The sequence below is a fragment of the Scytonema sp. PCC 10023 genome (assembly GCF_963920835.1).
In the GTDB taxonomy this organism is placed as follows: Bacteria; Cyanobacteriota; Cyanobacteriia; order Cyanobacteriales; family Nostocaceae; genus Kalymmatonema.
The window spans coordinates 1-17,917 of record NZ_CAWUDP010000150.1 but is presented as its reverse complement, the minus strand read 5'-3'; the positions used below and the strand labels follow the sequence as shown (position 1 = coordinate 17,917).

General features: G+C 41.0%; 13 protein-coding genes and 1 pseudogene. 8 read left to right on the top strand and 6 right to left on the bottom strand.

What is annotated here, in order from left to right:
- Positions 1-1,434, top strand: a 1,434-nt coding sequence (locus ACM0OZ_RS44490; protein WP_414589309.1) for a WD40 repeat domain-containing protein, incomplete at its 5' end; no start/stop codon positions are given.
- Positions 1,435-1,545: 111 nt separating this feature from the next.
- On the opposite strand, the gene ACM0OZ_RS44485 is transcribed toward ACM0OZ_RS44490, so the two are convergent.
- From ACM0OZ_RS44485 to ACM0OZ_RS44470, 4 genes are all read right to left on the bottom strand, one after another.
- Entirely contained in the window at positions 1,546-3,009 is a 1,464-nt protein-coding gene (locus tag ACM0OZ_RS44485; RefSeq protein ID WP_414589308.1) for an FAD-binding protein, read from the bottom strand.
- Positions 3,010-3,954: 945 nt separating this feature from the next.
- A complete protein-coding gene (locus tag ACM0OZ_RS44480) occupies positions 3,955-4,947 on the bottom strand; it encodes a polyprenyl synthetase family protein (protein WP_414589307.1) in 993 nt (330 codons plus the stop codon).
- Positions 4,948-5,377: 430 nt separating this feature from the next.
- Entirely contained in the window at positions 5,378-5,821 is a 444-nt protein-coding gene (locus ACM0OZ_RS44475; RefSeq protein ID WP_414589306.1) for a hypothetical protein, read from the bottom strand.
- A gap of 106 nt (positions 5,822-5,927) precedes the next feature.
- A complete protein-coding gene (locus tag ACM0OZ_RS44470; RefSeq protein WP_414589305.1) occupies positions 5,928-7,766 on the bottom strand; it encodes an ABC transporter ATP-binding protein in 1,839 nt (612 codons plus the stop codon).
- 101 nt (positions 7,767-7,867) lie between these two features.
- On the opposite strand from ACM0OZ_RS44470, the gene ACM0OZ_RS44465 reads away from it, so the two are divergent.
- The 3 genes from ACM0OZ_RS44465 to ACM0OZ_RS44455 all read left to right on the top strand — a co-directional run bounded on the left by ACM0OZ_RS44465 (position 7,868) and on the right by ACM0OZ_RS44455 (position 11,367).
- The gene (locus ACM0OZ_RS44465) at positions 7,868-8,710 is read left to right on the top strand and encodes a prohibitin family protein (protein WP_414589304.1); all 843 of its coding nucleotides are present in this window, start codon (positions 7,868-7,870) and stop codon (positions 8,708-8,710) included.
- A 77-nt stretch (positions 8,711-8,787) separates the two neighbouring features.
- Positions 8,788-9,204, top strand: a complete 417-nt coding sequence (locus ACM0OZ_RS44460) for a DUF1824 family protein (RefSeq protein WP_096561572.1) — start codon at positions 8,788-8,790, stop codon at positions 9,202-9,204.
- Between the two features lie 234 nt (positions 9,205-9,438).
- Positions 9,439-11,367, top strand: a complete 1,929-nt coding sequence (locus ACM0OZ_RS44455; RefSeq protein ID WP_414589303.1) for an ABC-F family ATP-binding cassette domain-containing protein — start codon at positions 9,439-9,441, stop codon at positions 11,365-11,367.
- Positions 11,368-11,399: 32 nt separating this feature from the next.
- On the opposite strand, the gene ACM0OZ_RS44450 is transcribed toward ACM0OZ_RS44455, so the two are convergent.
- Positions 11,400-14,069, bottom strand: coding sequence for a protein kinase domain-containing protein (locus tag ACM0OZ_RS44450; protein ID WP_414589302.1), 2,670 nt, complete (start codon positions 14,067-14,069; stop codon positions 11,400-11,402).
- Positions 14,070-14,405: 336 nt separating this feature from the next.
- Here ACM0OZ_RS44450 and ACM0OZ_RS44445 point away from each other — a divergent pair.
- Both ACM0OZ_RS44445 and ACM0OZ_RS44440 read left to right on the top strand, forming a co-directional pair.
- A pseudogene (locus tag ACM0OZ_RS44445) lies at positions 14,406-14,522 on the top strand (antitoxin AF2212-like protein); the annotation flags it as partial.
- 41 nt (positions 14,523-14,563) lie between these two features.
- Positions 14,564-15,193, top strand: coding sequence for a TenA family transcriptional regulator (locus ACM0OZ_RS44440; protein WP_414589301.1), 630 nt, complete (start codon positions 14,564-14,566; stop codon positions 15,191-15,193).
- Between the two features lie 24 nt (positions 15,194-15,217).
- On the opposite strand, the gene ACM0OZ_RS44435 is transcribed toward ACM0OZ_RS44440, so the two are convergent.
- Positions 15,218-15,778: a hypothetical protein gene (locus ACM0OZ_RS44435; RefSeq protein ID WP_414589300.1), complete on the bottom strand. Its 561-nt coding sequence runs from the start codon at positions 15,776-15,778 to the stop codon at positions 15,218-15,220.
- Positions 15,779-16,056: 278 nt separating this feature from the next.
- Between ACM0OZ_RS44435 and ACM0OZ_RS44430 the strand changes: the two genes are divergently transcribed.
- Together ACM0OZ_RS44430 and purT are read left to right on the top strand one after the other, a co-directional pair.
- Positions 16,057-16,551, top strand: coding sequence for a pentapeptide repeat-containing protein (locus ACM0OZ_RS44430; protein ID WP_414589299.1), 495 nt, complete (start codon positions 16,057-16,059; stop codon positions 16,549-16,551).
- 79 nt (positions 16,552-16,630) lie between these two features.
- Positions 16,631-17,803, top strand: coding sequence for a formate-dependent phosphoribosylglycinamide formyltransferase (gene purT / locus ACM0OZ_RS44425; RefSeq protein ID WP_414589298.1), 1,173 nt, complete (start codon positions 16,631-16,633; stop codon positions 17,801-17,803).
- Positions 17,804-17,917: the final 114 nt, after the last annotated feature.

Genomic DNA, 17,917 nt, shown 5'->3' with positions numbered 1-17,917 from the left:
CAAACTGTGAAGCTGTGGGATGCAAGGGATGGTAAGTGCCTCAAAACTTTGCAGGTTGATAACACCGGGAGTCGAACAGTCGCCTTCAGCCCAGATGGTCAAACTCTGGTCAGTGGTTGTCATGACAAAACAGTGAGGCTATGGGATGTCGCTACCGATCAGTGCCTTCAGACTCTCCAAGGCCATAGTGACTGTGTAAATTCAGTGTCCTTCAGTTCTGATGGTAAAACACTGGCTACTAGCAGTGATGACCACACTGTGAAGCTATGGGATATCAATACTGGTTGTTGCTTTAAAACTATACAGGGTCATACTAGCAGGGTAACGTCAGTTGCCTTTAGTCCAGAAGGAACGAAACTGGCAAGTGGCAGTGAAGACCAAACGGTAATGCTTTGGAATGTCAACACTGGTGAATGCCTCAAGACATTACAAGGTTATTGTAATGGGGTCTGGTCGGTCACCTTCAGCCCAGACAGTCATATGCTTGCCAGTGGCAGTAATGACCAAAAGGTGAAGCTGTGGGATGCAAGGGATGGTAAGTGCCTCAAAACTTTGCACGGACATACTAATCGGGTTACATCAGTTGCCTTTAGCCCAGACAGTCATATACTTGCCAGTGGAAGTGAGGATCAAACAGTGAGGCTGTGGGATGCGACTACTGGCCAATGCCTCAAAACTTTGCACGGACATACTAATCGGGTCACATCAGTCGTCTTTAGCCCAGACGGTCAGATGCTTGCCAGTGGTTGTCATGACCAAACAGTAAGGCTGTGGGATATTAAAACCGGTCAATGCCTTAAGTCCTTGCAAGGGCACATGCATTGGGTATGGGCGATCGCCTTCAGCCCGGATGGTCATATGCTTGCCAGTGGCTGTCATGACAAAAAAATTAGGCTATGGGATGTCGCCACCGGTCAATGCCTCAAAACTTTGCACGGTCATACTGATTGGATATGGTCAGTTGCCTTCAGTCCCGATGGTCGAACGCTAGTGAGTGGTAGCACTGACCAAACAATAAGGCTGTGGGATGTCAGCACAGGTCAGCACATTGAAACTTTACAAGGACATACTAGCACCGTATACTCAGTTGCCTTTTTAGATGCTTGCACATTGGCAAGTGGCAGCGGCGATCAAAGCGTGAAACTTTGGGATATCAACACAAGCACCTGTATAAGAACTTTATCAGAACATTCCAAGCTAGTCTGGTCAATAGCCTTTAGTCCCGACGCTCAAACCCTAGTCAGTGGTAGTCAAGATGATACGATTAAGCTTTGGAATATTAACACAGGTAAGTGCGTGAAAACTCTTAAAAATTCTAACCTTTACGATGGCATGAACATCACTGGAGTGACGGGTTTAACTGAGGCTCAAAAAATTAGTCTGCAAGATTTAGGGGCAGTTCAGTTAGTTGGCTCATTAATAAATCTTGAATAAAAGCGTAAATTTCTGTATGAAGCTGCGCTTAGTTTATTATTTCACTTCCATTGCCTTCTCACCAATAGCGAGTATTTCAGCTAAAATCATTCGAGCGAGGAAAAGTTTGGGCTAAGAGTTTGCGAAAATGCCCTGACTTGGCGTTAGTAAATTATCTGGATCGTAACGCTGCTTTGCACTTACTAGATTTCCCCAAACCGGATGAAAATGCTGCTGCCAATCCTCTTTGGAGAAGGACAGGGCGTTTACAGGATATTGATAACCACCCAAATCACGATTTTGCTCAAAGAGTCTACGATTATCATTGAGCATTTTTGTAATTACAGAATCATCTGGTGGTACTGCTGTTCGTAATAGGGCAAACAGAAACACAACCTTCTGGTTCGGAACCCGGAAATTGGGTAGCCCGAAGCGTTCAGTTTTAACTGGATACAGGAGAATTGGGCCTTCACCTGTGTCAGCGAGGGTTAAGCTGGCAACGACTTCACCAACAAAACTGTTAACTGCACTACTTGGCACAAACAGGTTTAACCAAGGATGAGGATAAGACCAAACACCAATAGATTTGAGAAAGGCAACTGTAGGAGCTAAACGGTTGAGGAAGTCAAAGTAAGATTTATCCTCTATTTGTTCTGTACCGCGAGTATAATTTAACCCCGCAAGTAACAAACTGTTATTAGGTACAAAGGGAGGACTGTAAAAGCTAGCCGCTTCTAGGAGATAACGCCATCCACCAGCATTATTAGAAACTAACTGACCTTCTACATAGTTGAAGCGCTCATCATTTATGATTTCGCGTTGGTCACGAGTAAAGGTAGCTAAATCGTCATAATACAACTGAAACACACGGGCATTGGTAGTGGCAGGAATTAGCTTAACTGTTGCCTGTACAATAATTCCACATTGACCTAGCCCTGCTAGTACTGCTGTAAATAGATTGCGATTATATAACGGTGAACAAGTTTCGAGGTTACCTTCTCCAGTTACTACCTTCAGTTCTAAAACATTATCCACTTGCACACCGTAGCGATGAGTTGCACCACCAATACCTCCTACTGACAAAGTACCGCCGATAGAAAGTTCTATGTAATCGGTAAGAACAGGCGGTGTTAATCCCTGCACAAGCGTTTGTTGCAATAACTGACTCCATAACACTCCAGCATCAACAATCGCTCGGTCTGTACCGATGAAATGAATCTTGTTGAGCGTACTTAAATCAATGACGATGCCTGCTTCTACTTGTGACTGACTGTAAGTAGAGTGCCCCTGACCGCGTGGGGCAACCTTGAGCTTGTGAGTCCGAGCGAATTGAATAACTTGAACAATATCCTCAATTGAGCCTGGTTTAAGTACTGCTATCGGTTGACGATGCACGATATTACCAAAGTCAATACTGGCATCAGCAAGTGTCGCATTATCAGTGTAAAGTACTCCATCTAAGGGAGGTAAGCTTTCAAAAATAGATGTGGCACTGCTAGATGTTACCCAGGAACGAGTAGTTAAATCAAACCCAATAACAATTGCACTGGTAATCAAACCTTGTAAAACTGAGCGACGTAAAGTGTTTTGTCCCATAATTTTTACTTGGTAGTATAATCGTTGCTTTCTCAAGTAAACACACTGATAGTTTTTAGCGTTTACTGAACTAAATTTGAATTTCTACTCAGTGAAAGGTGTGATTTTATGGCACAGCCATAAAATCAAAAATATACAATCATTCTATGAAAAATACGGTTAAATATTATTAAGCTATTACTGAGGAAAAATCGCCTTTACTTCTAAAAAACACATTTTAAAACCTTTATATAGTATGGCTTTTAGAGATTTAAGGAAAATGTGTTTCTTTCATAAGCTGCTTTTTGCCGCTATAGCAATCCGTGCTGGAGTCGTGAGAATAAAAAAACCACTCCTGAGCCAAGAGCGCCAAGAAAAATAAAAGAAAATCTTACAAATGATTTAGGACTGCTATAGTTGGGCGCTCATATCTTGCACCTGGAAATGTGAATGTCAATTCCAAGACTTACGTGCTAAATCTCTTAGGCGTTCAATGTTTAGTAGAATAAGGTACAGCACCAATTGTGGAAATATAGTAAGGAGATGCGATTTCTGCGGCTTGTCCCCAATCAGGCTTCTTTGTAGAGGCGATTCCCCAAGGGGCACCTGGAGGAGGCAATCACCGTAGAAGTTGCGCCCAATGCGCCAAAACATAAGAAATAAGGGACAATACCAACCAAGAGGATTAGCAGGCTTTACAGCACGGGGTAAGTAAGATACCCATAATCGGAGATACTAAGCATAAGGAAGAAATAGCAGTAAGAAGGCAAAGAAGGAACAAGGACGTGGCACAATGAGCTCCAAAATCGTTAACCCTAAGTGAGTGCGATCGCCCGTAAGGGGAGTGCGATCCAGGCAATAGCTCTTGTTTGGAACCCCTAAAACCCTGGCTGTGAGGGGCTTTTTTGATTCTGTAAGTATATTTGCTGGGATAAGTTCAGCTTAGTCTTATACCCCATCTAAGATTCAGCCATCTATTGAGTTGAGTAACTCCTTGAGATATATATCAGGGAGTTTCATGCATAAGGAACGGTATTGGTTGTCTGGAAGTTCCTGTAGGTGTGATATGGCTTGGGAGTATAGCGCTACTACAAGATTGAGACAGTGCTGAATCGAGCCGCTATTCTTGAAAATACGCTGTAGTTCACTTTTTTTCTCAGCAGAGGGAACAGTTCCTATAGCATTAATAATTTCACTCCATTGCCATGAGTCTTTTGGTAAATGCTGTAGTGCATGGTTAACAACAATGGTTTTCTTGTTTGTTGTGATATCGGAGAAATTATCTTTGCCCGAATTTTCAGCCGTTACCATGAGATCAACAATATGATCAGCTATTTGATAAGCAGTACCAAAATCCATAGCATAGGCATTTAGAGCATCAATTTGGGCTTGCGTAGCGCCACTCATTATTGCACCTGAGGTTATTGCACCTGCCAAAAGTGGTCCTGTCATCAGCCGCGCAATACGCAGAATTTCTTTTTCATCTACAATTGAATCTGGAGATAAATCGGCAAGCTTTTGCTCCAGGAATAACCCTATAATTGTGTCGCGAGCTGATTGGTAGAAAATCTCCTTGAGTAGTAGGTTATCTGATGGAAGCAACCGAATTGGTTCCAGCTGAATAATACATGCGGACAAAAGTGCGGCAGCCTCTCCGTACTGGATTCTTGGTGTTGGAAGACCCGCACGCTCTTTTCCCGCATCTAAGATCACGCTATCATCTATAAGAACATAATTTGCAGTGATGATTTCATAAAGCATTGCTATGTTGTCAGCGTCTTCAGGTATTCCACCGACAATCCCACTTCCCCAATACGCTAAAGTTGCTCGCAACCTACGCCTACTATAAAACAATGCAAGGTTAAGTGGCTGATAGAGAGGATTTTCTTGATCGTAGTAATTCGTTAATAGAAAATTTACACGCTCACGGCAAGATTTCATTGAGTCTAAATCTAGCATAATGTCAAAGGTAAAATAGCAAAATCCAAGTTAGGAAGCCCACAGGAACAAGTTACCTTTTTTAATCGCTGAAACCCTTATGAATCAAGACTTATATCTTGAAAAATAGGTAATTCTTTTTTGCTTTGACTCGTTAAGGCAGGCAGAATACAACGGACTGTTGGATCACTTTGACCATTTGATCAAAGGTATGTCGTTGCACCCCAACCAGACATTTGAATTCCCGATTCGATAGCCGTTGGGTTTGCTCGTATTGCATAGGTGATTGGATTTAAGTAAAAGTTTATTTTTTTACCATAAAATAATTTTGCAAGAGGTCTAATAAAGTGTCAACCCAGCAAGAGAATAAATAAGCCCATTTCTACACTGAAAGTGTCCAGTTTGTCTATTAGTACACTGGACAAGTTCATAACTTAATTAGCTTTGAAGGCTATGATGCGGATTGTTCAGCATTCAACTGCTCGCTCAGAAGCTGTTCCAAATGTTCTAATAAAGTATTCACATCTTTGCCAACTCGTTCATAACAAGCTGGCGGTCCAATTTCTGGTTCAAAGTAAATTAACTTGATTTCGTCTTTGCCAATTCCTATCATGAGAACTTCCACTTCTGGTTTATAATGCTTTACAATCCCTAAAACTTCCTGAAGTTTGTTCTCAACACTGGTATTTAGTTTTTCTATAGCCTCTTTGGGACAATAAACAAAATGCGGCGTTGGCTGCAAATCAATGCCAATCGTACCGTTGCTATCACCATTTTCTAACCACAAACCCCAAGACAGCGCCGCCAATTCTTGTTGATGTTCTTTCACAAATTTATCCAACTGGCGACGCCACTTGTTATCTGGTGATTCAGGTTGCCTAGTAGAAAATATCATACCAATTTCAGATTTTAAATTTTTGATTGAACTGTGTATTTTATTATTAAAATAATAATCTCACGCAAAGACGCCAAGAAAAAGTTTGCGCCTTTGCTTTGAAATCCTATCTCAACCCCGACTGCACCCGCCACAGACTCGCATAAACTCCGTTTTTGTCCAACAATTCTTGATGCGTTCCCGACTCGACAAATTGTCCGTATTCCATGACATAGATGCGATCTGCATTGCGGATGGTGGAAAGACGGTGGGCGATCGCAATTGTTGTGCGATTTACAGTGATACGTTCTAAGGAGCGCTGAATGGCTGCCTCTGTCTCATTATCCACCGCTGAGGTTGCTTCATCTAAAATCAAAATTGGTGGATTCTTTAAGATGGCGCGAGCAATAGCAATCCGCTGTCGCTGTCCACCAGATAATTTTTGTCCCCGTTCACCTACAATTGTCTCATATCGCTGAGGCAGTCGCTCAATAAATTCATGTGCTTCAGCCACTTTAGCCGCCTTAATAATTTCATCATCTGAAGCATCAAAACTGCCATAGGCAATATTTTCTGCTACACTACCATGAAATAGGAATACATCCTGACTCACCAAACCAATGCAGCGGCGCAAATCCCGCAGATTTAACTGTTGTATATCAATGCCATCAAGAGTAATTGTTCCTGATTGCACTTCATACAATCGCAGTAGAAGTTTAACTAAAGTGCTTTTTCCAGAACCAGTAGAACCAACAATGGCAATTGTTTTACCCCCTGGAATATGCAAAGACAGATTTTTAACGACTGGCAACCTGTCTTGATAAGCAAAAGTGACATTTCTTAATTCCACCTCACCGCGTACTGTAGCAACAGGTAAATCTATCTCACCCGTATGAATAGCAATAGGAGTATCCAACAAATCCATCACTCTATTAGTAGAAGCCATTGCCCGTTGATACTGATCAAAAGTATCGCCTAATCTGGTTAAGGGCCAGAGTAACCGCTGAATTAAAAAGACTAATACACTATATGTACCCACAGACATTTTACCATTCACTGCTGCCATACCACCAAATAGCAGTAAGGCTGTGAACCCCACCAAAATTAACATCCGGATGAGGGGAATAAATGCTGCCGAAAGTTTAATTGCTCTAGTGTTACTGCGACGATATCCCTCACTTTCTTGTCCTAAACGCGAAATTTCGTAATCTTCGGAGGTGAAACTTTTAATAGTCGTAATACCACTCAAATTATTCGCCAGACGCGAGTTGAGAAGACCAACTTTTTCTCGGACATCAGCGTAGCGAGGTGCTAGTAAATCTTGAAAAACAAACGAACCCCAAAGAATAAAAGGTATCGGCAACATTGCCATCCAGGCAACACTAGGAGCCAAAATAAAGAAACCACCACCGATAATGACTACTGTTGTGACAACTTGGAGAATGTCGTTTGCTCCCGCATCTAAAAAACGTTCTAGTTGGTTGATGTCATCGCTGAGGATGGACATCAAACCGCCTGTACTGCGTTCTTCAAAATAGGCGAGTTCCAACTCCTGCAAATGTTTATAAGCATCCAGACGCAAATCATGCTGAATGTCCTGTGCCAAATTACGCCAAAGCCTTGCGTAAGCATATTCAAAAACCGATTCTAGTATCCAGATGATTACAGTCAGGAACGAAAGAATGAAAAATTGCCCAAAAATATCTTTCACTCCCAACTGAGCAATGATAGAATCTTGCTGCTTTACCACCACATCCACCGCAATGCCAATTAACGCGGGTGGAGCCAAGTCAAAAAATTTATTAAGGATAGAACAGATCGTCGCTTGCCAGATTTGTTTGCGATACTGGTGTCCGTAGTCAAACAGTCGCAGGAGGGGATGAGTTGATGGCGATATCTTGGGAGCATCACCTGCTACGCGTGTCTGTCTTCTCGATGCCCTATGAGATTTAAATACCTTAGCCACAGTTGTTTGTAGATGCGTGGATTAGAAATTTTACCACGAGCGCTAGTAGTAAAGTATCACTATTAAAAAGAGTTATCTGAAAACCAACAGGAGATAAAAAGTTGAAAAATCAGCAATTGGGGAATTGGCAAAGTGTAGTAGCAGCAATTGTAGCGGCAATCCTTGTTATCCTCAGCCTTAATTCCTTTATCATTATAAATCCAGGGCAAGCAGGAGTACTCAGTATCTTGGGTAAAGCCAGAGATGGAGCTTTAATAGAAGGTATCCACCTGATACCACCCTTTATCTCAGTAGTAGATGTATACGATTTGACAGTGCAAAAATTTGAAGTTCCAGCAGAGAGTTCAACCAAGGATTTGCAAACCTTAACTGCAAGATTTGCTATTAACTTTCGCATCGACCCTATACAAGTTGTTGATATAAGAAGAAAACAAGGAACTCTAGCAAATATTGTCAATAAAATTATTGCACCCCAAACCCAGGAATCATTTAAAATCGCAGCGGCTAAAAGAACAGTTGAGGAAGCAATTACCAGAAGAAGTGACTTAAAGGAAGACTTTGATATGGCTTTGGGGCAACGCTTAGATAAATATGGAATAATTGTACTAGATACCAGCGTGATTGACTTAACATTTTCTCCAGAATTTGCCAGAGCCGTTGAGGAAAAACAAATCGCTGAGCAAAGGGCACAAAGAGCCGTCTATGTAGCACAAGAAGCGGAACAAGAGGCTCAAGCAGAAATAAATCGCGCCAGGGGAAAAGCGGAAGCTCAAAGACTTTTAGCGGAGACTTTGAAAGCGCAAGGTGGACAATTGGTTCTGCAAAAGGAAGCAATTGAAGCCTGGAAGACTGGCGGCGCTCAAATGCCAAAAGTCCTCGTTATGAGTGGTGATACAAAAAGTGGTGTACCATTTCTCTTTAATGTAGGTAATATGCAAGATTAATCGCGAATTGAAATTTTATGTAGGGCGATCGCCTTACTCAAATGAAGAGGAAACATTAAGGAATAATAAAAGTATTTATGTCAAGCAATCATCAAAGCAATCTCACCATTCAAGAAGCGAAAAAAATTCTTAATAAATTCAACTGTATAGACATTCCACCCAAACTCAAGCCATCAGAGAAGACTTTAATTCGTCAGGCTTTAGTTTGGCTTGCCAGTATTTCAGACTATCAAATTTTAGGTATTTGTGCTGACACACCAGAGGAAGGAATACTAGCAATGAAAACATATTCCCATGCTTTCGGCTATGAACCTCCAAGCGATTTACCTGTGATTGAAGGTCCAGTTTACATCAAATTAAACGGCAAAAACGGTGTGTGCTATCTCGATTCTTACTCAGGTCATCATCGGGGTGTATTAGTCTCTTGCCAATCTTACTCTCCAGGAGGAATTAACGAAATGTACGGGCATCTACCCCTTGATTTATTTGTTTAAGTAGTAGGGTAGTAGATGGTAGGTGGTATTAAGCGTAAGGTGCGTTACACTTTGCTAACGCGCTACCTTATAGAGCAAGTTAGAACTTTTACAAACCGTACAAGGTAAGAGAGGACGCAAAGTGGAAATAGAAAAGTTCAGGTGAAAGTCATTAGTTGAAAGTCTTTGACTAATGACTTTCAACTAATGACTAATGACTAATGACTAATGACTACTAGCTAATCACTAAATTTTATGAGTCTCATTACCCTACAATCTGTTAAAAAAGATTTTGGTATCAAAGAAATATTAAAAGATGCCAGCTTGAGTTTGGATGCTACTGATAAAGTTGGCTTAATTGGTACTAACGGTTCTGGTAAGTCAACATTATTAAAAATGATGGCGGGACTAGAACCGATTGATCATGGTCAAATTTTAGCAAACTCAGGAGCGACAATTGTATACTTGCCTCAGCAGCCAGATTTAGACGAAAATCGTACAGTTTTAGAGCAAATATTCGCGGATGCTGGCGAACAGATGGCGTTGGTGCGTGAGTATGAGGAAATTTCTGATAAGTTAGCTCATGCACCAGAAGATAAGCAACTCATGACGCGTCTTTCTTCCCTAATGCAGCGCATGGACGCAATTGGTGCTTGGGAGGTGGAAACAAATGCCAAAATCATTCTTTCCCAGTTAGGAATTACAGACTTTAATGCTGTGATTGGGACTTTATCTGGTGGTTATCGCAAGCGCATTGCTTTAGCTACAGCTTTGCTGTCAGAACCAGATTTGTTGCTGATGGATGAACCGACAAACCATCTAGATGCTAATTCTGTTGAGTGGTTGCAAAGTTATTTAAATCGCTATCGTGGTGCAATCTTGCTAATCACTCACGATCGCTACTTTTTGGATAAGGTGACTAACCGCATTATCGAAATTGACCGAGGAGACATTTACACTTACGCAGGTAACTATTCATATTACTTAGAAAAGAAGGCTTTATCTGAAGAATCTGCCGTAAGCAGTCAACGGAAACATCAAGGTGTATTACGGCGCGAGTTGGAATGGCTAAAACGAGGACCAAAAGCCCGTAGTACCAAACAAAAAGCTAGAATTGATCGCATTCGCGATATGCAGGAAACTGAGTTTAAACAAGCTCAGGGTAAAGTTGATATTTCTACACCTACTCGTCGCATTGGTAAAAAAGTTATTGAACTGAATAACATATCCAAGGCTTATGACGGACGCACGTTAATTAAGGATTTTACCTACGAATTTAGCCCAGATGACCGCATTGGGATCATCGGGGGTAATGGTGCAGGTAAATCCACTTTATTAGATATGATCACTGGACGTGTTCAGCCAGATTCCGGGAGTGTGGAAATTGGTGGTACCATTCACATTGGTTATTTTAACCAGCATTCAGAAGAATTACAATCGGCGTTAAACGAAAATCAGCGCGTGATTGACTACATCAAAGAAGAAGGGGAGTTTGTCACAATTGCCGATGGAACTAGAATTACCGCATCCCAAATGTTGGAGCGTTTTCTGTTTCCTGGTAACCAACAGTATGCTCCAATTCATAAACTATCTGGTGGTGAAAAACGGCGTTTATTTTTGTTGCGCGTTCTTATGGGTACACCGAATGTCTTAATATTAGATGAACCGACCAATGATTTGGATGTACAGACATTGGCAGTGCTAGAGGATTATTTAGAAGATTTTTCAGGTTGTGTTATTGTCGTTTCTCACGATCGCTACTTTTTAGACCGCACTGTAGATACAATCTTTGCCTTTCAAGAAGGTGGCAATATTAAACAATATCCAGGCAATTATTCAGTGTATCTAGATTACAAGCAAGCAGAGGAAGCACAACAGCAGCAAATTAATAATACTAAAGAAAAGGCGAAAAATGTAGAGACACATACAGCATCTTTACCTAAAGAAAACGAAACTAAAAAACGGCGCGGGTTATCTAATTGGCAAAAGCGAGAATTTGAGCAGTTGGAAGGGAAAATTGCCCAAATGGAAGCCGAAAAAGCAGAAGCAGAGAAAGCAATGGCGAATGTTCCTCCTGGTAACTACACCCAAGTACAAAAACTTTACGAACAGGTGGAAACGCTTAAGGAAGCAATAGATGTGGCGACTGAGCGTTGGTTAGAATTGGCTGAGATTGAGTCTTAATCTCCACATTATTAGCGTGCTTGTAGCTGTTCTTACTGCTGTTCTAGCAGACAAAACTTGTAATTATCATTCTTATCATCAGGTTTACACTTTCGTTGAACTCTGACTAACACCCCAAGCTTATTATCGTCTTCGGGATTAACTTTGCGGTCATGCTGTGCATCAAATTGCACTTTTCCTGTAGCACCTTGTGTTGAAAAGTTAGGATCATTTAGGACATTGTATAAACCTGGGCGACTGGGATTATTCCCCTGTTTTTTCAGCGCTTCAACTATTGTCTGAGTTGCATCATACGCAGTAAGTGCTCCCCATCCTACGTATTGAGTTCCCCAAAGTTGTATAGATTCTTTCTTGAACGCTGGAGTAGTAACATCTACATGAGAAGGTACAGCGAGTACCACATTGTTAGCATTTCTAGCTTTATCGTCCAAGGGAAATATAGCATCATTGTACAGAGTATCTCCACCTAACAAAGGTTTTCTGCGATCAATTAACTGAATAGCCAATAACCCGTTGCTTGTAGCAGCTTCTTCTGCGCCAAGAGCTAACATCAAAAACTTTGCGTCTTGTGCCTGCTGCACACATTCATGTACTCTAAACTTGGATAAATCACAGGAAACAACGTTTCCTTGGGCAAACTTTTTCTCAAATGCCTCTTTAAGAGACTGACTATAAGAGGATGTTTGAGAATTGAAAAGAATAGCTCCTTTTCCAGAGCCAGGAATTGTCTGCACATACTTAAATAAATCGTCAGCTGCAACAGAGTCATTGGTAGCCGTACGGAAAACATATTCACTTAAATTAAACTTATAGCCAGAAGAGCTAGAATTAGACTGTCTGACAGCGGTACTTGTGGGAGAAACTGCAACAATTTTGCTTTCATAAACCTCTCCTGCTATCAGAGTGACATCACTGGTGTAATGACCAATAACCGCTAAAATATTACCATTAAAGTTTCTGTCACCCGGAATATTCTTCTGTGCAAGATGCTTAGCTACTCGTTTTGCTTTGCTGGAGTCATTGTCATCTCTGGCAATTATGACTTGCAACAATCGTCCTTGAATACCATTACTTTGATTATTCAAGTTTTTCTGAACGTGAGCAACCCCACGCAGGACATCTTCGGTAAGCTTTCTAAATTCATTGCTCTCGTTGAATGGAACAACGACTGCAATTGTCAGAGGGTTGCCTTTGATGTTAGCCTTGGCATTGTTTAAAAAGATTAGTGTTTCTGGATCAACAGAGCACTTAAGATTAGCTTGTTTAAATAGATTTATGGCAGTCTGAAAGTTATCCTTGGCAAGTTGAAAGTTTTGAGCACCAAAGGCTTGCATTCCACCTGTCTTTTTATTAAAAGCTTGTTGACAAAGTGTAGTGCTTGATTCAATACTTTGATTAATCAGAGATTCTTCTCCCCTGCTGAAGTAGTTCGGAGAAAGTGGTTGTTCTTGTGGAGATGGTGGAGGTGGTGGAAAAATTATTGACTGGATTTTTGGACTTGCAAGCGCGATCGCCAACCCTAAAAAAATTGCTCCCACAATCAAAACCCTCTTCTTCAAAAACTTCTTAAGTTGATTGAAAAAGGACGAAGGCTCTCTGAAAGTAGGTATCTGCGATAACCATGGTGGAACCAATTTGCTGATTGGGCTGATAACTAATTGCCGGTGCTGTTTAGTAGAGCGACTACTTGAATGCTCCTGTTCTGGAGGTTGAAATTCTTCCTGAGAAAGAGCGGTAATTACGTCTTTAGCATGCTGAAACCGTTGTTCTGGCTCAGGCAACAGCATTCGGTCTAAAATGCCTGCAAAATTGTCGCTTACGTTGGCATATTGTCTCCAATTCCACCTATCCTCATGACGAAGCTTTTCTGGCTTTCTACCTGTTAGCAAACAAACGCAAGTTGCAGCTAGAGAGTACAAATCTGATGAAAAAGATACTGCTTTACCAGCTTGCTGCTCTGGTGGTGCAAAATACTTAGTTCCAATTACGGCTGATTGTTCGGTAGGGACTCCTGCAACTACTACCTGCTTAACTGCACCAAAATCTATCAGATATAACCTCCCATCCGCCTCACAGCGCATGATGTTGGAAGGTTTGATATCCCTGTGTATGACTCCTTCACTGTGAACATACTTTAGTACTTCTAAGAGTTGATGCAGAATTTCTAAAACTTCATCCTCTGAAAATTGCCTTCTTTGACTTAGCTCCTGAGCCAAATTCTGACCTTTGATGTAGTCCTGCATTAAGTAAAAAAACTTCTGCCGATTATCTGAACCCTGAAGAAATTGGTCTTGTAAATTAGGGGGAGCTTCGACTACAGCAAATTCTAGTGCTCGCGGGATTTGTGAGTGGTTAAGTCTATGTAAAACGTTTGCCTCGCGCTCAAACAGCCTTTGTATCACATCAAGCTGTAACTTTTTATGAGTAACTCTAGGGTGCAACTGCTTGATTACACACAGCGAATTATGTTTCTTAAGATCCTCTGCGATGAATGTCCTACCAAATCCACCTTGTTCTTCATCTGGGACTAATAACCTTTTTGGCAAGAAACGCCCTTCCACAATTAAGGGCATTCCACAGTTAATGCAATGTAGTTGTCTAACAGGTCTGCCAGCGAGACGTTCCTCAGAAATTTGAGTTATGGGGTCTTGGCAGTTTGGGCGAGTGCAGTAAATTTCGATGGAAGGAGAGCTGTTATCCATTGGTAAACCTTTATAGTTACTCTCTCTGTAGATAGAAATACGATTATAAAAAGTCTAATTATAGAAAATAGACTTATCCACCAATTAACCTAGAAGCCTTATAAATTAGGGGGTTAAAACCTAATTTTCCGATATGTTTAATACTTAGTTTACATATCTTCGCCATCATCGCCCACCAGCCTCAGCAGATGCTCAATTTTATCGATACCTAAGGGTGAAGGTGGAGTATGTACCTTATCTTGTGGCTCAATGTATAGAAAAACACGGCTATCTTTCTAACAACTTCTCCAGAGTCACCTCTATTTGCTGTAGCAGGTCACGGATGAAAATGGAGTTTTCCGCCCGTTGAAAAGTCCGAAAATATCTGAGGGGCAAAAAGTCAAACTTACGGTGGAAACAACTTTAGTGTCAAGTCCAGATGATATGCTTAAACTAGCTGCTCAGGTATATTAAGGCTTATCTGCAGAAGAAATTGATGAAATTGAGAAAATTGCATGATGGCTGCAAGCTGCAAACAACTTCTACAAAACCATGCTCAAGCTTGGCACGAAGCTACCGTACATCCCTTCCTTGAACAGTGCAAATTAGGCACCATTCAGCCCCAGCAATTTAACACATGGCTGGTGCAAGATTATCTGTTCGTTGTCGATTTTACACGGTTGGTGGGACGGGCGTTGGCAAGCGCACCTCCACATCATTTTGATGTCATTTTGGGGGGACTGACAGCACTCAAAGATGAACTCAATTGGTTTAAGGAAAAAGCAGCCCAACGTCAGCTTAATCTCGATACAGCAAAACAACCAACCTGCATAGAATATTGTGAATATATGCAGAGCCTTGCTATAATGCCCTATCCAGTGCAAGCAAGTACATTTTGGGCAATTGAATTTGCCTACAATCAAGGTTGGCAGTTACCTGGAGTGATGCCTGAACCGTACAATGAATTTGCAGACAGATGGGGAAATCGCGGTTTTACTGAATACGTGAAATTTTTGGAACATCAAGCTGATGAGGTGTTGGAAACGGCATCAGCAACTGTTCAACAGCAAGCTGAAGAGGCTTTTTTAAGGGTAGCAAAATTCGAGAAAGATTTTTGGCAAATGGCTTTTCATGCAGCACAGTAGAAAGAAAGCTGAATTTACTATTGTTTACGGTTCATACCTAATAATTGCCTGTCGCGACAATAGAGAATTTGCACAATCAACATTACCTGTCCAGTCTTTACAGGGTTTTCTCACTTTTGAAAGACCTTGGACAATGCGAACACGAAAGCCATATTCTGTGGGATAAACCTCATACATAAATGGTTTATTACCCTTAGCAATGAATGCAGCTGCTAGGGCTGGTGTCGTACAAATCATTGCTTTCTTATCTGGAGGTATATAATAATCTATAAAAAAATCACGATCTTCAGAATCATGAGTCCAACCACTACCTACCTCAGTTGTAGCCCAAAATAGACATCTAAAATCAGGTCTTATATGAGAATCTAACTCTTCTTGTTCGACAACTTTAGAAATAGCATGAGGATTATTTGCCTGTACTTTGCGTTGAACTTCCAATTCTTTAAGTACATAATCCATCTGTACAAATTTTACTCTGACAATCTTAGCTAAAAAACAGGTCAAGAACAGTGAAATAACCCCAAACAATATTGTTATTGTGAGTATAGGACCTTTAATTTTGTAAGCTAGAATTGTCTTTTTCATGCTTGTTTTAGTGAGAAAGGCTGTAACTGCCTAACTTTACAAATGGTACTTAGTATTATCCGGATTAAATTATTACATGGATGGCAACCTAGCCATTTTATAGCCAACTACCCGGCTGCTATGTCATGCAGACAGGCGATCGCGTTAAGCGTTGCAAAAGAGGGACTATAGCGGGGTTGCGTGAGTTATCACAACCTAAGGGATTTCCAAGAAATAAATTATCTATCTTGTGGGGTGGGCGTCCCCGCCCGCCCAGTTAATTATATAATCTGATAATTATGCAAAATACTTCTACTCAATATTTCCGTAGCAGCGCTATTCACTTTTTAGAACAAAGTCCTCAAGAACGTCTAGAAATTCTCAAGCAACTTGGTATAGCCCGCTATGATTTTTTAACCAAGATGTGCCTCAATGAAGCAAATATAGCTTGTGTCATGCGGTTTCTCCAAAATCCTAGTCAGCTAAAGTTCCCTAATTTAATAGGAGCAGATTTATCTGGCTTGATTTTAGATGAAGTTAACTTCATCCGTGGTAATTTATTAGGTGCAAATTTACGAGGAACCAGTTTAGTAAATGCAGACGTTATATTTGCCAATTTTAGCAACGCAGACTTGAGAAATGCAAATTTGACTGGTGCTACTCTTAATGAGACTATGTGGTTAAATACTCTTGTAGAGGAGTGCGAGTTTGGAGAAGGAGTTGGGTTGACAAAGAGTCAGCGTCAAGATTTACGACTTCGCGGCGGTAGGTTTAGTCTTTTAGGTGAGAATTAAATTAAATAACCACAGAGGCGCAGAGAACGCAGAGAGAAATAGAGGTTTTTGTTGTATATAAATTGGAATTAACAGATTAATGAGTGATTCGATTAAGCTGCCCCAAAAGTTGATGCTCTTAGGTTCAGGAGAACTCGGCAAAGAATTTGTTATTGCTGCTAAACGTCTTGGTAATTATGTGATTGCTGTTGATCGCTATGCGAATGCTCCGGCGATGCAAGTTGCTGATTGTTCAGAAGTGATTTCGATGCTGAGTGCTGATGATTTGGAAGCGGTTGTTAGCAAATATCAACCTGATTTTATTATACCAGAGATTGAAGCAATTAGAACAGAAAAACTTTTGGAATTTGAGCAGCGAGGAATGACAGTTATTCCAACTGCGGCGGCTACTAACTATACAATGAACCGGGATAGAATTAGGGAATTAGCACATCATGAGTTGGGCATCCGCACTGCTAAATATGGTTATGCGACAACTTTAGAAGAGTTGGTTGCTGTTTCTGATGAAGTTGGGTTTCCTAATGTCGTGAAACCTGTGATGTCATCTTCTGGCAAAGGGCAATCTGTAGTTAAAGAAAAGAACGAAGTTGAGAAGGCTTGGAATTATGCGATCGCCAATTCCAGAGGTGACAGTCAAAAGGTGATTGTCGAAGAATTTATCAATTTTGAAATTGAGATTACTTTACTGACAATTAAGCAGTGGAATGCACCGACAATTTTCTGTTCTCCTATTGGTCATCGCCAAGAAAGAGGAGATTATCAAGAATCTTGGCAACCAGCAAAAATTTCGGAAAAGATGATAGTGGAAGCGCAGGAAATATCTAAAAAAGTCACTGATGCATTGGGAGGAGCGGGAGTTTTTGGCGTAGAGTTTTTTATCACTAAAGACGAAGTGATTTTTTCCGAGCTTTCCCCCAGACCACATGATACGGGAATGGTGACATTAATCTCGCAAAATCTTAACGAATTTGAACTGCACTTAAGGGCTATTTTAGGCTTGCCGATTCCTCATATAGAACAGTTGGGTTTTTCCGCCAGTGCCGTCATTTTAGCCACGGAAAAATCAGATTCCATAGCATATACAGGTGTAGCCGAGGCGCTATCTGAAAAAGATGTGGACATTAAGCTATTTGGTAAACCTAATGCCCATCCTTATCGCCGAATGGGAGTCGCTTTGGCTAAAGGGAGTGATATTCAAGAAGCGAGGGAAAAGGCTACGAGAGCAGCGAGTAAAATCAAAATCATTAGTTAATAGTCAGTAGTCGGTGGTTAGCTAACTCAAGTAACTAATTTTAACCTCAGAAACTAAGTACTGGAGTTTAGACTAACACATGACAAAATGACCCAGCAGCACTGAGTTTACAAG